This is a genomic window from Bacillus sp. AY2-1 (assembly GCF_008368965.1).
GTDB lineage: Bacteria > Bacillota > Bacilli > Bacillales > Bacillaceae_G > Bacillus_A > Bacillus_A thuringiensis_S.
Genome location: NZ_QPEL01000016.1, coordinates 61370 through 79255 on the forward strand (window position 1 = coordinate 61370; position 17886 = coordinate 79255).

The window sequence follows — 17886 nt, forward strand, 5'->3', positions numbered from 1 at the left end:
CCATCCTTCCTATTCACTTGCAATAAGTTCTTCTCCGGCATCTAAACGAACCGAAACAAGTTTAGATACCCCTGATTCTTGCATTGTTACACCGTACAACACATCAGACTCTTCCATTGTACCTTTTCTATGTGTAATTACAATAAACTGCGTCTCATCACTAAATTTCTTTAAATACTGTGCAAAACGAGCTACATTCGCTTCATCAAGGGCGGCCTCTACCTCATCTAGTACACAGAACGGTACTGGGCGCACTTTTAAAATACCAAATAAAAGCGCAATTGCCGTTAAAGCACGCTCTCCACCTGAAAGTAAACCTAAGTTCTGCAATTTCTTCCCTGGCGGTTGTGCTACAATATCAATACCCGTATTTAGTAAATCCTCTGGATTAGTCATTACTAAATCCGCTCTTCCGCCTCCAAATAACTCAGAGAATACCGATTGAAACTCCATTCTAATGCCTTCAAACGTAGTAAAAAAGCGTTTTTTCATTTCTTCATCCATTTCGGTAATAAGCTGGTGCAATGTCGTTTTCGCTTCTTCTAGGTCGTCTCTCTGCTCTAGTAAAAATGTATGACGCTCCGCTACACGTTCATATTCATCAATTGCCCCTAGGTTCACTGTACCTAACTCTTCTATGGATAATTTGATTAATTTTACTTTCTTACGCGCATCTTCTGCAGGCATTGTCATTGTATATTTTAGTTTTGCCGCTTCAAATGAAATCGTATATGTTTCACGTAAATGTTGTAATCTATTTTCCAACTCTACATCAAGTCGGTTTATTTTCACTTCTTGATCTTTCAACATTTCAATAATATATTTATGTTTACCTGTCGTTTCTTTCAAATTACGCTCTAAATGTTCTACTCTCTCTTGCAACGAGACACGTTGTTCGCGACGAGAGCGAATTAATTCTGAAGTTTGATTACGATCATACGCTTTCTTCTCAATCATATTCGTAATTTGCTCTTCACCACTTGAATTAGATGTCATTTCTTGTTTTAAGAAAGCTAAATCCTCTTTCGTTTTTACAAGTGTCGCATCCGTTTCTTCTTTTTCCTTCGTAAATCGTTCAACTTTTTCTTTTTGATTAGATAAGCGTTGTTGCTTTTCAGCTACCAGCACTTTTAACTCAGTCATTTCTTTTTGAACTTTTTCTTTTGAAGAATGTTGCTCACTTTTTTGTTTTGTTAAAGCTACAATTTTACTATCTAACTCTGTGATATCAGCTTGAAGATTCGTTAAAATCCCTTCTAACGCCTCTTTACGCCCTTGTGTTTTTACTCGATCTTGTAAAAAACCTTCAATCTCTAAATCATAAATAGACAAGCGGTCATTAATACGATGTTCTTCTAATTCTAAACGATTAATCTCTTCTCTTAATTTCTGCTCATCTACACGCTCTGCTTCTACAGTTTGCCTTAGTTCGCGTATTTTCACTTCTTTTTCTTGAATCTCTTGTTTTACTGCTTTAACAAAGTTTTCTAACTTCGTTGTTTTTTCTTCCATATCAGTTAACTTGCGAGTCCACTCTTCCAGTTCACGTTGGCGTCCTAATAAAGAAGATTTCGCTTGTTTTACCGCTCCACCAGTCATAGAACCGCCAGGATTCACTACGTCCCCTTCGATTGTTACAATGCGATAACGGTATTGCAGTTGTTTCGCCAACTCATTTGCTCCGCGTAAATCTTTCGCAACAATAACAGTACCTAATAAATTTGAAACTACATTTTCATATTTATTATTGTACTGCACAAGTTCTGCCGCCACACCTACAAACGATGGGTGTTGATTTACAATGCGTAATTGCTCAAATGATAACGACCTACTTTTAATAACAGCTTGCGGTAAAAACGTTGCACGCCCATGTTTATTTTGCTTTAAAAATGCAATTGCATTACGAGCATGTTCCTCTGTTTGTACAACAATGTGCTGCATCGCTGCACCTAGAGCGATTTCCATTGCAACTTCGTATTCTTTAGGTACCGTTAACAGTTCCGCAACAGCACCCTCGATACCTTGCAACCTATTTTCTCTAGCTTTCAATACTTCACGTACACCTTGATAGAAGCCAGAATAATCTTCTTGCATCTCTTCAAGCATTTCTTTTCGAGAACGTGCCTGTTGCACAAATTGATATGCTTGATACAGTTTTGTTTCATTTTCACTATACTGCGTCTTACATTTCCCGAGCGCCGCCTCTGTCTTCTGTATGTTTGAGAGGATGCCAGCTACTTTTTCTTTCACTTGTTCGTAATTTTCTACAAGTTTCGTCTTTTTCGCTGTAATTTCCATACGCATTTCTACATATTTCGCATTCTCTTCATCCAGCCGCTCGTTTTTAGACGTTTGCTGTTTAGATTGTTCTTCAATCATAGATAATTCATTGCGATGACTAGCTTGTTGATTTAAAAGTTCAATATAGTCACCTTTTAAATTCTCAATCTGTTCCTCTAAATTGTCAGCAAAAGTAGCAAGCAGTTGCTCATTATCATACAATTTTTGCTCTAACTCTTTTACTTCATTCACAAATTGCATTAAAGCTTCTGTACTTGACGCAATTTCACCATCGTAACTTTTAGCTTTCTCTGTTAATTCAACAATTAACTGCTCAAGTTGCGCACAATGCGTCGTAGCATTTTGCTTTCTCTCTTTTAACAACTCGCGCTGTCCTTCTAGTTTTTCTAGCTCTTTACTAGAAAGAAGAAGTACTTCTTGCAACGAATCTACAGACTCATCTACCGCTTGTAATTGTCCTCGTAATTCCTCAAGCTCTTCTTCACTTTTTTGTAAATCCGTTGACATTTTAGCTTCTTCGTCTTTATTATGCCCAAACTGATTTCGAAGCGCTTCCCATTTCTCATGCAATTCTTCAATTTCATGTACAATAAGCGCAGCTTCTACTTTCTCTAATTCTTCTTTATTCTCAAGATAATCTTTCGCAATAGAAGCTTGTCTTTCTAAAGGTTCTACTTGACTACTTAATTCATGAATTATATCTTGTACACGATTTAAGTTTTCTTGTGTTTCTGCTAACTTCCCTTCAGCTTTCTTTTTGCGAAGTTTGTATTTCAGTACGCCTGCCGCTTCTTCAAATACACCTCGACGCTCTTCTGACTTACTACTTAAAATCTCTTCCACTTTCCCCTGGCTAATAATTGAAAAAGCTTCTCTTCCCATACCAGAGTCCATAAATAAATCGATAATATCTTTCAATCTACATGATTGTTTATTAATATAAAAATCACTATCACCTGAACGAGATACACGACGTGTTACACACACCTCATTGTATTCAATTGGTAAACGTTGATCTTCATTATTTAAAGTTATTGTTACTTCAGCAACATTAACCGCTCTCCTCGTATCACTGCCTGCAAAAATAATATCCTCCATCTTTGCACCACGTAATGATTTTGCAGATTGTTCACCAAGTACCCAGCGAATCGCATCAGTAATATTACTTTTCCCGCTTCCATTAGGGCCTACTACAGAAGTTACACCTGGGACAAAATCAACAGATACACGCTCAGCAAAAGACTTAAATCCTGCTATTTCTAATCTTTTTAAAAACACGAAAGGCCTTCCTCCTATTCTCCGTTGCTATAACTGTTATCTATACAAAAACGAGCTATCATACGGATTTCCCTTCCTTTTATTCACAAACAAAAAGAAAGTTTCATTCTATGCATAAGGAATCCCCCTCATTCAAAGGGGGATTCCTTATAGTTGTTCTTTTAATTTTTTCAATGCTTCTGCAGCAGCTTGTTGCTCTGCTTCTTTTTTCGACTTACCACTACCAAGACCTAAAGCTACGTTATTTAACGTAACACGTGACACAAATTCTCGATTGTGAGCTGGTCCTTTTTCTTGCAAAATTTGATACTCAACATTGCCACTACCATCACGCTGAATCAATTCTTGTAACTGACTCTTATAATCCATCACATGAGAAAAAGCACCCTCATTAATTTTCGGATATACAATTTCTTTTAAGAATTCCCAAACTGTTTCTAACCCTTGATCAAGATAAAGGGCACCAATAAACGCTTCAAAGACATCCGCTAATAAAGCTGGTCGTTCACGTCCACCTGTCATTTCTTCACCTTTTCCTAATAAAACAAGGCTACCAAATGACAATTCGTTCGCAAAACGAACAAGAGATGGCTCACATACAATAGCTGCACGTAGTTTTGTTAACTCTCCTTCGCTCATTGTCGGATATTTTTGAAACAGATACTGCGATACAGTAAGTTCCAATACTGCATCTCCAAGAAATTCAAGACGCTCGTTATCTTCATGCGGTTTTTTTCGATGCTCATTCACATACGATGAATGCGTAAATGCTTGAATCAATAATTTTTCATCTGTAAACGTAATACCTATCTTTTCTTGAAACACTTTAAATGCTTCACGATATTTTGTTTCGTATTTTTTTTCTCTATATTTTCGGTACGGCATAGGTCCCTCCAGATATAAGCCAGAAAGCCCCGCTAAAAAACGGGACTTCACTTAAGCATTATAGATGACTCTCTATGTAAGTCACAGCATCGCCAACAGTAGCAATCTTTTCAGCATCTTCATCAGAAATTTCCATTTCGAATTCATCTTCTAATTGCATTACAAGTTCTACTACATCTAGGGAGTCTGCTCCTAAATCTTCCTTGAAGCTTGCAGCTGGTACTACCTCAGTCTCTTCTACTCCTAAACGATCAACGATGATTTTTGTTACGCGCTCTAAAACATCTGCCATTCCATTCACCTCCCCTCAAATATTATATTAAATATTGACCAAAAAAACTAGGTGAAATCGATTCTTTTATTACATTACCATACCGCCATCAACATTTAACGTTTGACCTGTAACATATTTGCTTTGATCAGAAGCAAAAAACGTTACAGCATTCGCGATATCTTGCGCTTCACCAAATTGAGCAGCTGGAATAACTTTTAACATTTCTGCTTTAATATTCTCATCTAGTACATCTGTCATATCAGTCGCAATAAAGCCCGGCGCAATTGCATTTACTGTAATATTTCGACTTGCTAACTCTTTTGCAGATGTTTTTGTTAATCCAATAACACCCGCTTTAGCAGCAACATAATTAGCTTGCCCTGGGTTTCCTATAACACCAACAACCGAAGCGATATTTATAATTCTACCGTGACGTTGACGCATCATATAGCGAGATACTGCTTTTGTACATAAGAATACACCTTTTAAGTTTGTATTAATAACTGTATCCCATTCTTCTTCTTTCATACGCATTAATAAATTATCTTTTGTTACACCAGCATTATTTACAAGAATATCAACTTGTCCAAATGTATCTACTGTTTGTTTCACCATATTTGTAACATCATCAGCATTTGCAACATCTGCTCTTACCGCAATTGCATCAGAACCTAATTTCTTAATTTCATCTACTACTTCATTTGCTTTTTGTTCATTACCTGCATAATTCACTACTACATTTGCCCCTTGTTTCGCTAAATCGATCGCAATCGCGCGACCAATTCCACGTGAAGCGCCAGTTACTAATGCTACCTTCCCTTTTAACATCAGTTTTCTCCTCTCAAATTTGAAATGGTATCTTTTAATGTCTCTTCATCATATATCGCATATGCTTTCACTGATGAATCAATTGACTTCATAAGTCCAGCAAGTACTTTTCCAGGTCCAATTTCAATAAATGTATCTACTCCCTGCTGCACCATACATTCAATAGACGGGTACCATAATACAGGCGAATAAAGCTGTTCGATTAACTTTTCTTGAATGTCTGCACCACGTGTAATAACATCCGCCGTAACATTTGCAATAACAGGAATATTCGTGTCATGAATTGTAATTTCATTTAAAACACTTTGGAACTTCTCAGCTGCCGGCTTCATAAGTGAAGAATGGAAAGGCCCACTTACTTTTAGTGGAATTGCTCTCTTTGCACCATTTTCTTTCGCTCTTTGAGAAGCAACCTCTACACCTTGCTTCGTTCCAGAAATCACAATTTGCTTCGTACTATTCATATTAGCGATTTGCACTGCATATCCTTCACTTGTTACTTCTTCTGTAACTTGTTTCAGCATATCTAGGTCAGCACCTAATATAGCTGCCATCGCACCTTCCCCGTCTGGAACAGCTTCTTCCATATATTCGCCACGTTTCCTTACAGCATATACAGCATCTTCAAAAGTTAATGCACCAGCTGCTACAAGAGCGCTATATTCACCTAAACTATGACCAGCGACAAAGTTAGGTGTAATGTCATACTCTTTCAAAGCTGTCAAAATAGCAAAACTCGTTGTTAATAATGCAGGCTGAGCATTTGTTGTTAATGTAAGCTTTTCCTGCGGTCCTTCAAAAATCACTTCTGAAAGTGAATCTTGTAACACCTCATCTGCTTTTGCAAACACTTTTGCAACCTCTTTATTATTCTCTGCTAATTGTTTACCCATTCCAACTGCCTGTGAACCTTGGCCCGGAAAAAGAAATGCTATTTTTCCCATTTCAAATCCTCCTCTTATTGGAGTGACTCTTTCTCCATTACGCTTGAAATTGTAGGAATTACTTCTTTCGCTACCATTTCTCTCGTTTGACGAATCGCACTAAATATCGACTGGTCATTAGAAGAACCGTGAGCCTTAATGACAGGTGCTTTCAATCCAAATAATGCAGCTCCCCCATACTCCGAATAATCCATTTTATCTTTTAATACCATAAGTTTTGGCTTTAATACCGCCGCTGCTAATTTGCTCGTAAACGAACTCATTAGTTGTTCTTTCAACATAGAGAATAGCGCAAGTGCTGTTCCTTCTAATGATTTCAACGCTACATTCCCTGTAAAACCATCACATACAACAACATCTGCTACACCTTGCAATAAATCTCTCGATTCAACGTTCCCAACGAAATTAATTGGCGCATCCTTAAGCATTGCAAATACTTGCTTTGAAAGCTCGTTTCCTTTTCCATCCTCTGTTCCAACGTTTAATAGTCCAACACGAGGATTTTCAATTCCTCTTACCTTCTCAGCATAAACAGATCCCATTACTGCATATTGATATAAATGAATTGGTTTTGCATCAACATTTGCTCCAACATCTAACATAACAAAACCTTTTCCATCTACAGTTGGCATTGTAGGCGATAAAGCTGGTCGCTCAATTCCTTCCATACGACCGACAACAAATAATCCAGCTGCCATTAAAGCTCCTGTACTACCTGCGGATATACAAGCGTCTGCTTCTCCATCCTTTACTTGCTGTGCCGCAAGTACCATTGAAGCTTGTTTTTTTCGACGAACCGCTCTTACTGGTTCTTCCGTCGATTCTATTTTTTCGTCTGTATGAAGAATAGTAATTCGTTCATCACTCGTTAAGTATTGACGAATTTCCTCTTCTTTCCCTACTAACGTAATATGTAGATCAGAATATTCCTTAATAGCTTTCATTGCCCCTAATACTACAGCCTTTGGAGCGTGATCTCCGCCCATTGCATCTATTGCGATTTTCATAAGTTGTTACCTTCCTCACTATAATTACTAGATCGATACATTTCAAAAGTGCCTGTAAAAACAAGTTCTTCTCCAACGAAGCTACGCACTTTGACAACCGTCCGTCCCTTATCATTCTCTACGTCTTCAACACGCGCTTTTGCAACAACACGCTCTCCTAATTTTACAGGGCGAATATATCGAATGGTAGACTTTGCAGTTAAAGCTAATTCTTCATCAATAACCGCAACAGCTAGTGAGTTTGCTTGCGCAAACAGATGATGCCCACGGGCAATTTGATTTCTTTTAAATACATGTTCTACCTTTACTTCAAAGATAGAGATTGCATGTCTATCTAATTCAATATCAATAATTTCTCCGACAACCTCTTCTAACGGTAAAGATTTCACATCTTCTTCATGTTGCTTTGTAGCTACATGTTTAATTCTCTCTCTTAATTCAGGAATAGACAATTCCATACGATCCAGTCGTACTGTTTGTATACTCACTTGAAATTTTTCCGCTAAATCTTCATCCGTAATAAAAGGATTTGATTCGATTGTTTGTTGTAATAATTCTTGTCTTTCTTTTTTACTTCTTCTTTTCTTCATACCGCACCATCCATTTTTATGACTAGGTACTAACAGTAGTATATAATCATTGAAAGTAGAATGCAACAATTTTTTTGTTGACTCCCTTTAATCGAGCTTCTCTCCTTGGAACACACCTGTCCCATCAAGATACGTACGCAAGGCAGCGTATTGATCATTGTGCCAAAATGCTTCTGACTCTACTAGTATCGCCGCATCTTGCCTTGCTGTTTCTAACGCTCGATAATCGTGTACCATGTCAGCAACCTTAAATTCCGGTAAGCCACTTTGCTTACTCCCAAAGAAATCTCCAGGACCTCGTAATTCTAAATCTTTTTCTGACAATACAAATCCATCATTTGTTTCAGTCATTATGCGCATTCTTTCTTTTCCTGTTTCTGATTTAGGGTCTGCTATTAATAAACAATATGATTGTTCACTACCACGCCCGACACGCCCTCTAAGCTGATGAAGCTGCGATAAACCGAAACGTTCTGCATCATAAATAACCATCACAGTCGCATTCGGTACGTTCACACCAACCTCAACAACTGTTGTCGATACAAGAATTTGCACTTTATTTTCACTAAACTGTCCCATTATCTCTTCTTTTTCCTGAGACGATAATCTCCCATGCATCAATCCAACTTGGCATTTCCCTTGGTAATGATGCGTCAGCATACTATGTAAGTCGATAGCATTTTGCACATCAAGTTTCTCAGATTCTTCAATTAGAGGACAAATAACGTATGCCTGTCTTCCTTTTTTTATCTCCTTCTCAACAAAACCGAGGACGCGATCTAACATATCATGTTTTGCCCAGTATGTTTCAATCACCTTTCTCCCTGCTGGCATCTCATCGATTATTGAAACATCCATCTCTCCAAATGCAGTAATTGCAAGCGTACGCGGAATTGGTGTCGCTGTCATAAATAATACATCTGGACTTTCACCTTTCTCCCGTAAAACTCGGCGCTGCGCTACACCAAATCGATGCTGTTCATCCGTAATAACGAGACCCAACCTATGAAATATAACTTCCTCTTGAATTAAAGCGTGCGTTCCAACAAGAATATCTATTTCTCCTTGTTCTAACTTCGCTAAAATGTCTCGTCGTCTCGCACCTTTAACAGAACTTGTTAGCAGTTCCACCTTCATACCAAAATGCGAAAACGTTTCAACAAGCGACTGATAATGTTGCTCAGCTAAAATTTCTGTAGGAACCATTAAAGCACCTTGATAATGAGCTAATTTCGATGCATAAAGGCCAATCGCAGCAACAACTGTTTTCCCAGAACCAACGTCACCTTGTAATAGTCGGTTCATCCGATAAGGAGATGTCATATCTTTTAAAATTTCATCTACAACTCGGCGCTGCGCACCCGTTAACGGAAACGGCAGTGCATCGATAAATTCTTGTAATTCTACTGACGGAATCTCTTTCTTCGTCCCTTTTGAATTTTCCCTCTCCATTTTCCTCAGCGTTTGCATTTTCAGCTGAAATAAGAAAAATTCCTCATATACAAAACGGCGACGCGCTTGCTTTAAATCCTCCTGTCCTACCGGAAAATGCAAAGCCTTAAGTGCTTCATATCTTGGTAATAATTTATACCGGCCTAACAAACCATCCGGTAACACTTCGACTATAGAATCTCCATATTCCTTTAACGCTTGAGCAATAAAACGACGCATCTGTTTTACTGTAAGTTTCCCCTTTACTGAGTAAACTGGCTCCACTTCTTGTTGACGTACAACTGGCCCAAAATGAAGTTCTGATACAGCAATTGTTTGACGATGTTGATCCCATTTACCAGTAATCGTTACCGTTTCATCTAACGTTAATTTTTGCTTATAGTAAGGCCTATTAAAACATACCGCCGTAATTAAATAACGACCGACGAGAACACGAACTGTTAGACGCGATTTCTTCTTACCATAATATTGCAGCAAAGGAGCACTATGAACCTTCCCTTCAACCGTTACACGTTCATCATGCTTTACTTCAGCAAGATCTTTCATCGCATAATCTTCATAACGGTACGGAAAATGTTCTAATAGATGAGAAACTGTATAAATCCCCATCTCATGTAGTAACTCAGATGTTTCTCCTCCGATCCCCTTTACATCCGTAACAGGAACTTGTACAACATCATTCAAGATTCTCACACCCCGTCACATTATTTTCTTTATTGCATTTTATTTGAGTACCAATTAGCATCTGTAATCGCTCTCTTTCACCTTATTTATTCTATCATAGGCATTCTAAGAGAAACTACTCAAATCCCTTATATAAAACAAGTAAAAAAGAGCCTCACTATTAGCAGCAAGGCTCTTTTCTCTCTTCAATATGCTAGCCTTTTGAATAAAAACTAGTAATAAACTTCATATTACTACTTCTTATCCATTAGCAAGTAAGTAATCCATTTATTCTCAAAACGAATCTTATCTTATTCTACAGAGAAGATGAAAGAATACACTGGTTGGTTTCCAGCATGCACTTCTACTTCTGCATCTTCAAATTTCTCTTCTACAAATTCAACTAACTCCGCTACTTCTTCGTCAGTTGCATCTTCACCTTGTAGAATCGTTACGATTTCAGAATCTTCATCAATAAGCGCTTCTAGTAATTGCTTCGCAGCTCCTACTTTTTCAGCATTTGTAGATACAATTTTTCCATCTGCAATACACATGAAGTCATCTTTTTGAATTGCTACACCATCAATTTCCGTATCACGTACAGCATACGTAATTTGACCTGTTTTCACATGAGATAAAGCTTCTTGCATGTTTTCTTCATTCTCTTCTAACGTTCCAACTGGGTTAAATGCTAACATTGCTGCCATACCTTGAGGAACTGTTTTCGAACGAACAACAATAACTTCTTGATTTACAACTGATGCCGCTTGTTCTGCTGCCATTACAATATTTCCGTTATTCGGTAAAATAATGATTTTTTCAGCATTTGCTTCTTCAATTGCCTTCACGATATCCTCCGTACTTGGATTCATCGTTTGACCACCTTCGATAACTTTCGTTGCGCCGATGCTCTCAAATAAAGTTTTAATACCAGACCCCATTGCCACAGTTACGATACCATATGGTTGTTTTTCTTTCGATTGAGCTGGTTGTTCAGGAACCATAGCAGGTTCATCTAATAAAGCAGTATGCTGTTCACGCATATTTTCTACTTTAATTTTAATTAAACTACCGTATTTTTGCCCGTAGTTCATAGCGTCTCCAGGATGCTCTGCGTGGATATGAACTTTTACAATTTCATCATCAGACACAACTAGTAGAGAATCACCATATACACTAATATCTTCACGGAATTTTTGTTCAGAGAAATTATGCTCTTTCACCTTTTCAGCCTCTAATTTCACCATGAACTCCGTACAATATCCATACTTAATATCTTCTGTACTCAATTGGCTTTGTACACTACGGTGATGTTCTGCGCGTACCATCTCATTCATAGATGTTTGCGTCGGTGCATCAGAAGAAATCGTTTCTCCTTTTAAGTCAGCTAAAAATCCTTCGTATACCACTACAAGACCTTTACCACCGCTATCTACAACGCCAACTTGTTTTAATACAGGTAATAAATCTGGCGTACGATTTAACGATGCGTTTGCTTCTTTCACAACGTCTTCCATAAACAAAACAAAGTCGCGCTGTTTTTTCGCAACTGTTACTGCATATTTACCCGTTTCTCTTGCAACCGTTAAAATCGTTCCTTCAATCGGTTTCATAACCGCTTTATAAGCCGCCTCTACTCCAGCTTCTAGTGCTGCAGCAAAATCAACTGTTGTTAATTCTTCTTTTTGTTCAATGGATTTAGAGAAACCACGGAACAACTGAGATAGAATAACTCCAGAGTTACCACGAGCTCCCATTAATAATCCTTTGGCTAAACTTACGCCGACTTTACCAGCATGCTGTGAAGGATTTGCTTTCACTTCACGCGCACCTGAAGTCATAGATAAGTTCATGTTTGTACCGGTATCGCCATCTGGAACTGGAAATACGTTTAATGCATCAACAAGCTGAACATTATTTGTTAAATTATTCGCTCCTTGCATGATCATTTGTGATAAACGTTTTCCATCAATTTTTTGAATTGACACAGATTTTCCTCCTTAATGCACATTACAAGTTTATTACTTTAACTCCTTGTACGTAGATGTTTACAGAATCTACTGCTAGTCCTACAGTTTGATCTAATGTATATTTCACTTTCGTCTGCACATTATGTGCCACTTCTGAAATTTTCGTACCATAGCTCACAATAATATACATATCAATATGTACTTCATCTTCATCTTTACGAACAATAACACCTCTAGTGAAGTTTTCTTTTCGTAAAATGTCTGTTAATCCATCTTTTAACTGATTTTTTGATGCCATACCTACGATACCGTAGCAATCTACCGCGGCACCTCCAGCAATTGTTGCAATTACATCTGTACTAATATCAATTTGACCGTACTTCGTTTTAATTTCAATTGACATCTCGTTTCCCCCTTCATAAATGGTGAAAGTGAGCTAGACTACTTTAGTTACTATCATATAATCTTTTTAAAGAAAATTCCATCGTTCTTTCTTTTCACTCTCATATTTTATGTTTTAAATTACACTTTTTTATGATGAGCAAAATAGTCCATTGTTATTATACAACATGTACCACTATAATATGTCAAGCAATTTTTATGGATTTTAACTTTTCTTCATTGACATATAGTGTCAAGTAAATTTTCTTGATTTCTTTTTTCTACGGTGTTGCATTCTCTTTTTAGTTGTGTTAAATTATAGTAGTGTTTTTAGCATCGCATAAAAGACTAACATTGAAAAATTACGTATGGTAAGGTATCAAGGGAGGGAAATATAAATGGCTCGTGTTTGTGCTATTACTGGAAGAAAAGCTCGTTCTGGTAACTCTCGTTCTCACGCAATGAACGCTACAAAACGTAAGTGGGGCGCTAACCTTCAAAAAGTTCGCGTACGCATCGACGGAAAAGTTCAACGTGTTTACGTTTCTGCTAGAGCATTAAAATCTGGCAAAATCGAACGTGTTTAATAATAAAAAAAAGAGCCGATAGGCTCTTTTTTTACTATAACAATGGAAAAAGCACCGGTGATAGGTGCTTTTTTAATCTTTTTTGAAGGTATTTAACATTGCACGAACAATTCCACCAAGAAATTTAGGTAACTTAATTGTATAAAATCTCATGGTTTCCCTCCTAATCCCTATTACTCCACTTGGTCACTATATGATGTAAGGAGCAAAATTGTTTCTTCAATCAGTGCTTCTTATCAACATTAATATGCCAGAAGTAAATGAAAAAGTACCTTTTTCCTCAACGAGTTCGTTACTAATACAAAGTGTTGATCCCCACTCTATTGTTTTATTAGTAAGAGGGTACTTAAAACCAAACAATGTAATCCCTTCCACTATTTCAGTAACTGGTACAAAAGATACATAAGGAAAATTTTTATTTTCTTCAATTATATGTGTACCCACTTTTTTAACTGTTATTTCATTTTTATTGTCCACAATACACATTTCTATCTCTACTTCTAACCCTTTTAAAAGCATTTGTATATTTGCCAAACCGTGATCAAGTCTTCCACCGGTAGCACCAAAAATACGAATTAGTGCCGGCTTCTGTCCTAATGCCCAGTTGATTGCAATTTCTAAATCCGTTTGATCTTTTTCCCGCGGAACAATATGTAATTCGTTCGTTTGCTGTCCCATCCATACTAATTCTTCTTCAGTAACTGAATCGTAATCTCCAAACGCAACAGCCGGGGTAATCCCTTTCTTTAATAGACGGTATACTCCCCTATCAACCGCAGCCCACACTACTTCCTCATTCTCATATCGAGCAAAATCTGCGCAATATTCCGAAGGTCCTCCTGCCAAAATATGAATAATCATTTTTTCTTCCCCTTCCATTGTAAAAAGGCAATCTGCCATTCGGTAGATTGCCTTTTTACATATTTTTACCCTATCCTATGAATACCTTACTAGGATAAAAGTTCATCACTACCCACGAATTACGCGAATTGCTTCACCGCGGTCTTTTTGATTGTATACTGCTGATCCAGCTACAAGTACATTTGCTCCTGCTTCCACACAAAGTCTTGCTGTTTCAGCATTTACACCACCATCAACTTCAATTTCTACTTCTAGATTGCGCTCTTTCACCATGTCTGCAACTTGTTTAATTTTCGGTAATACAGAATGGATAAACTTCTGTCCACCAAATCCAGGGTTTACTGTCATAAGTAATACCATATCTATATCTTCTAATACATGCTCAATCACTGAAACTGGCGTATGTGGATTTAATACAACGCCCGCTTTAATACCGTGAGATTTAATTAACTGAATTGTACGATGCAGATGTGGACACGCCTCTGCGTGAACAGTAATAATATCCGCTCCCGCTTGTGCGAAAGTCGGGATATAGTTATCAGGATTTTCAATCATTAAATGTACATCTAATGGTAATGATGTAATTGGACGGATAGCTTCTACAATTAATGGTCCAATCGTAATATTTGGTACGAAATGTCCATCCATTACGTCAACGTGAATGTAATCCGCTCCGCCCTTTTCTACATCTTTAATCTCTTCCCCTAATTTTGAAAAATCTGCTGATAAAATCGATGGTGCAATTTTAATCATAACTAATACCTCGGCTTTCTCTCTCTAATTTCTTCTACGAATTGTTTATAGTTCTTATAGCGATATTCTGTAATCTTCCCTTCTTCAACCGCAGCTTTCACAGCACATTTCGGTTCAGAAAGATGTGTACACCCTCTAAATTTACAGTATTGGCTCGCTTCTTTCAACTCTGGAAAACAATATGTAAGATCTTCTACTTCTATATCAATGAAATCTAGTGAACTAAAACCCGGTGTATCTGCTACTAGTCCACTCCCAATTGCAATTAATTCTACGTGTCTTGTCGTATGCTTCCCGCGTCCTAAATGGGAGGAAATATCATTTGTTTTCAGCTCTAATTCTGGACGTAGCACATTAAGCATTGAAGATTTCCCAACACCAGATTGACCCGCAACAACAGAAACACAATTTTCTAAGTATGGTTTTAATATATCAATACTTTCTGACGTATTAATAGAAGTAAATAAAACATCATAACCCATCTCACGATAATCATTCGCATAAGCTTCAACAGTTGCTTTCATCTTTTCATCTACTAAATCCATCTTGCTAATACAAATAATTGGCTTAATGTTATGATATTCAATCAGCACTAAAAATCGATCTAACAGTCCAGGATTAAAATCTGGTTCTACTGCAGAGAACACAAGGATCGCTTGATCGACATTAGCAATAGGAGGTCTAACAAGTTCATTTTTTCGATCAAACACTTCAAGCACATAACCTTCAGTTGGATTATCTGCCTGAAAAACAACTTGGTCTCCTACAAGTGGTGTAATTTTATTTTTTCTAAATACACCTCGCCCACGACATTGCGTAACCCCTTCTTCATGCTGCACGTAATAAAACCCACTTAAAGCTTTTATAATTTTTCCTTCTGGCATAGAATTCTCCTTTTTTTGTATAAGGTGATGCTGAATTTAAAAATGAATGGATTTAAATTTTCCAAATAACGATTTCAAAACCTACCATATATACTTTCGCTAATATACATTAAATCTTCCATTAAATGCAAAAAAATATTTACAGCTGCATCACTTTACTAGCTTTTTGAATCATATATTTTTGCCTGCTATACCGTCCACTTTGTAGACAGCATAACAGGCAATAATAATAAGTAGACTTTCACTATTATTGAGTTGGATATGGTACTTCTTTATCAATAATCGTTACTCCATCTCGTACAATTTTATAGTGTCCCTTTGAACCTTCTTGAATTACAAATTCTAAAGAAATAGTCGCTGATTCAGTAATTGTTCTCGTTTCAACCGGTCTATCCATTTTTTGCTGCATGTCTTCTTTATAAATTTCTATTGTTTGCGGCTTTTTTTCACCTGTTACAGCAGGCTCATATGGGATAGAGATATTGTCCACTTTTACCGTTTTAGTCACTTTAGGCTTTTGACCATCAGAGATAATAATAGTTACTTTATCTCCCTCTTTTAATGGTGTACCTGGTTTTGGAAATTGCGAAATTACAAGTCCTTTTTCGACTGAATCTGAGTACTCTCGTTTTATATCTGACGTTAGTTTTCTCTCATTCAAATAACCAGTTACACTATTTTCAGTCCACCCCGAAAAGTCACCTGGTCTAATTTGATAAGGACCTTTACTTACCCAGATTTTCAGTTCTTGCTCCGCTTCTATAACCATTTGATCAGGCGTCGGAATTTGCTCTACAATTTCACCTTTCGGCTTATCATTTTCAATATAATTTACTGTAACTTGTTTATATTTTTCTTCTAACTCAGCTTTTACACTCTCAAAGTTTTGCCCTGTGAAATTCGCCATCTTACTTTTCTTTTTTCCACCTGATTGATAGATAGTAATTTTAGCGTTTTCTTTTACGACTCTTCCTGCTACAGGTTCCGTTTTTATTACATCCCCAACTTCAACATCATCTGTATATACAATATTAGGCTCCGTCACCTCAAAGCCCTTTTCTACTAACGTATTTACAGCTGTCGTGTATTTCATACCAGCCACATCAGGCACTTTCACATCTTTCGGAATAAATAATCCTGGAATAACCGTAAGCGCTAATGTTATTCCTATTGCTAAAAATAAAAATGTTGAAATTAAAACTTTAAGCCACTTGTTACTCCGTTTTTTCTTCTTATCTAACTCAGCTTCTTCTGCTCTTATCGGTTCTTCCACCTTACTCCCTTTTAAAACAATCGTTTCATCACTTACATTTTCAAATAATTGTTCTTGTTGAATAATCGGAATCGCTTTCGTCGCTTCCATATCTTCTGGTATGTAAAATGGTTGCTCATTTATCCTCTCTGGATATAGCGCAGTTTCAATATCTCGCTTCATCGCATTGGCAGATTGATATCGATGGAAAGGATCTTTTGCAGTTGCCTTTAATATAATATTTTCAACACTTTGCGGAATATTTTCATTCCATCTTTTTGGTGATGGGATTTCACTTTGTAAATGTTTTAAAGCTATAGCAACAGCAGATTCGCCAGAAAACGGTTGTCTTCCTGTTAACAATTCAAACATAACTATTCCAAGAGAATAAATATCCGATTGTTTATTTGCTATCCCGCCACGTGCCTGTTCTGGTGATAAATAATGGACTGAACCCAGTACTGAATTTGTATGTGTAATTGTTGTTGCACTTGTAGCTGTCGCAATTCCAAAATCTGTTACTTTTATTATTCCATCAGCTCGAATTAAAATATTGTGCGGCTTTATATCACGATGCACAATTTCAAAATGATGGGCGTGTGCCATGGCGGATGTTAACTGCTCCATAATATCAAGAGCTTCTCCTATAGGTAACATACCTCGCTCAATTATGTATTGCTTCAATGTTTGCCCGGGTACATATTCCATGACAAGATAATATATACCATCTTCTTCTCCGACATCATACATATTCACAATATTTGGATGCGACAACGTTGTAACAGACTGCGCTTCTCGATGGAAACGTTTAATAAACTCTTCGTTATTTGAGTAGTCGAGTCTTAATATTTTTACCGCTACATCTCGGCCAAGTATATCATCATGAGCTAAATATACATTGGCCATTCCGCCACCACCAATCATTTTCAGCAGCTTATAACGGTCATTTAAGCGTTTTCCAATCAGCACGTTGCAC

Annotated in this window: 16 protein-coding genes; 1 reads left to right on the forward strand and 15 read right to left on the reverse strand. The window is 37.2% G+C overall.

Annotated features, from left to right (window positions below):
- Positions 1-9: 9 nt before the first annotated feature.
- The 10 genes from smc to DN403_RS03225 form a co-directional block, all read right to left on the reverse strand.
- Entirely contained in the window at positions 10-3579 is a 3570-nt protein-coding gene (smc, locus tag DN403_RS03180) for a chromosome segregation protein SMC (protein ID WP_098437124.1), read from the reverse strand.
- 147 nt (positions 3580-3726) lie between these two features.
- Positions 3727-4464, reverse strand: coding sequence for a ribonuclease III (rncS, locus tag DN403_RS03185; protein ID WP_001146875.1), 738 nt, complete (start codon positions 4462-4464; stop codon positions 3727-3729).
- A gap of 58 nt (positions 4465-4522) precedes the next feature.
- Positions 4523-4756: an acyl carrier protein gene (gene acpP, locus DN403_RS03190; RefSeq protein ID WP_000786062.1), complete on the reverse strand. Its 234-nt coding sequence runs from the start codon at positions 4754-4756 to the stop codon at positions 4523-4525.
- Positions 4757-4825: 69 nt separating this feature from the next.
- Positions 4826-5566: a 3-oxoacyl-[acyl-carrier-protein] reductase gene (gene fabG / locus DN403_RS03195; protein ID WP_000911774.1), complete on the reverse strand. Its 741-nt coding sequence runs from the start codon at positions 5564-5566 to the stop codon at positions 4826-4828.
- Positions 5566-6510, reverse strand: coding sequence for an ACP S-malonyltransferase (fabD, locus tag DN403_RS03200; RefSeq protein WP_000515908.1), 945 nt, complete (start codon positions 6508-6510; stop codon positions 5566-5568). Before fabD ends, fabG begins: the two co-directional genes overlap by 1 nt.
- Before the next feature lie 14 nt (positions 6511-6524).
- Positions 6525-7517, reverse strand: a complete 993-nt coding sequence (plsX, locus tag DN403_RS03205) for a phosphate acyltransferase PlsX (protein ID WP_000684100.1) — start codon at positions 7515-7517, stop codon at positions 6525-6527.
- On the reverse strand, positions 7514-8107 hold the full coding sequence (gene fapR / locus DN403_RS03210) for a transcription factor FapR (protein ID WP_000747349.1): 594 nt from the start codon (positions 8105-8107) through the stop codon (positions 7514-7516). Before fapR ends, plsX begins: the two co-directional genes overlap by 4 nt.
- Positions 8108-8194: 87 nt before the next feature.
- Positions 8195-10243 carry an ATP-dependent DNA helicase RecG gene (gene recG / locus DN403_RS03215; RefSeq protein ID WP_001000824.1) on the reverse strand — a complete coding sequence of 683 codons (2049 nt, stop codon included), beginning with the start codon at positions 10241-10243 and terminating at the stop codon, positions 8195-8197.
- Positions 10244-10533: 290 nt separating this feature from the next.
- The gene (locus DN403_RS03220; RefSeq protein WP_000027133.1) at positions 10534-12210 is read right to left on the reverse strand and encodes a DAK2 domain-containing protein; all 1677 of its coding nucleotides are present in this window, start codon (positions 12208-12210) and stop codon (positions 10534-10536) included.
- A 22-nt stretch (positions 12211-12232) separates the two neighbouring features.
- Positions 12233-12595 (reverse strand): Asp23/Gls24 family envelope stress response protein, encoded by a 363-nt coding sequence (locus DN403_RS03225; RefSeq protein WP_000021109.1) that lies wholly within the window; start codon positions 12593-12595, stop codon positions 12233-12235.
- Between the two features lie 376 nt (positions 12596-12971).
- Between DN403_RS03225 and rpmB the strand changes: the two genes are divergently transcribed.
- A complete protein-coding gene (gene rpmB, locus DN403_RS03230; protein WP_000124776.1) occupies positions 12972-13160 on the forward strand; it encodes a 50S ribosomal protein L28 in 189 nt (62 codons plus the stop codon).
- 72 nt (positions 13161-13232) lie between these two features.
- On the opposite strand, the gene spoVM is transcribed toward rpmB, so the two are convergent.
- From spoVM to pknB, 5 genes are all read right to left on the reverse strand, one after another.
- A complete protein-coding gene (spoVM, locus tag DN403_RS03235) occupies positions 13233-13313 on the reverse strand; it encodes a stage V sporulation protein SpoVM (protein ID WP_001213599.1) in 81 nt (26 codons plus the stop codon).
- A 66-nt stretch (positions 13314-13379) separates the two neighbouring features.
- Complete coding sequence (locus DN403_RS03240; protein ID WP_000752665.1) at positions 13380-14060, reverse strand: thiamine diphosphokinase; 681 nt, start codon at positions 14058-14060, stop codon at positions 13380-13382.
- 69 nt (positions 14061-14129) lie between these two features.
- On the reverse strand, positions 14130-14774 hold the full coding sequence (gene rpe / locus DN403_RS03245; RefSeq protein WP_000589970.1) for a ribulose-phosphate 3-epimerase: 645 nt from the start codon (positions 14772-14774) through the stop codon (positions 14130-14132).
- Positions 14775-14776: 2 nt separating this feature from the next.
- Positions 14777-15658: a ribosome small subunit-dependent GTPase A gene (rsgA, locus tag DN403_RS03250; RefSeq protein ID WP_001113932.1), complete on the reverse strand. Its 882-nt coding sequence runs from the start codon at positions 15656-15658 to the stop codon at positions 14777-14779.
- A gap of 247 nt (positions 15659-15905) precedes the next feature.
- Positions 15906-17879 carry a Stk1 family PASTA domain-containing Ser/Thr kinase gene (gene pknB / locus DN403_RS03255; RefSeq protein ID WP_000904752.1) on the reverse strand — a complete coding sequence of 658 codons (1974 nt, stop codon included), beginning with the start codon at positions 17877-17879 and terminating at the stop codon, positions 15906-15908.
- Positions 17880-17886 lie beyond the last annotated feature (7 nt).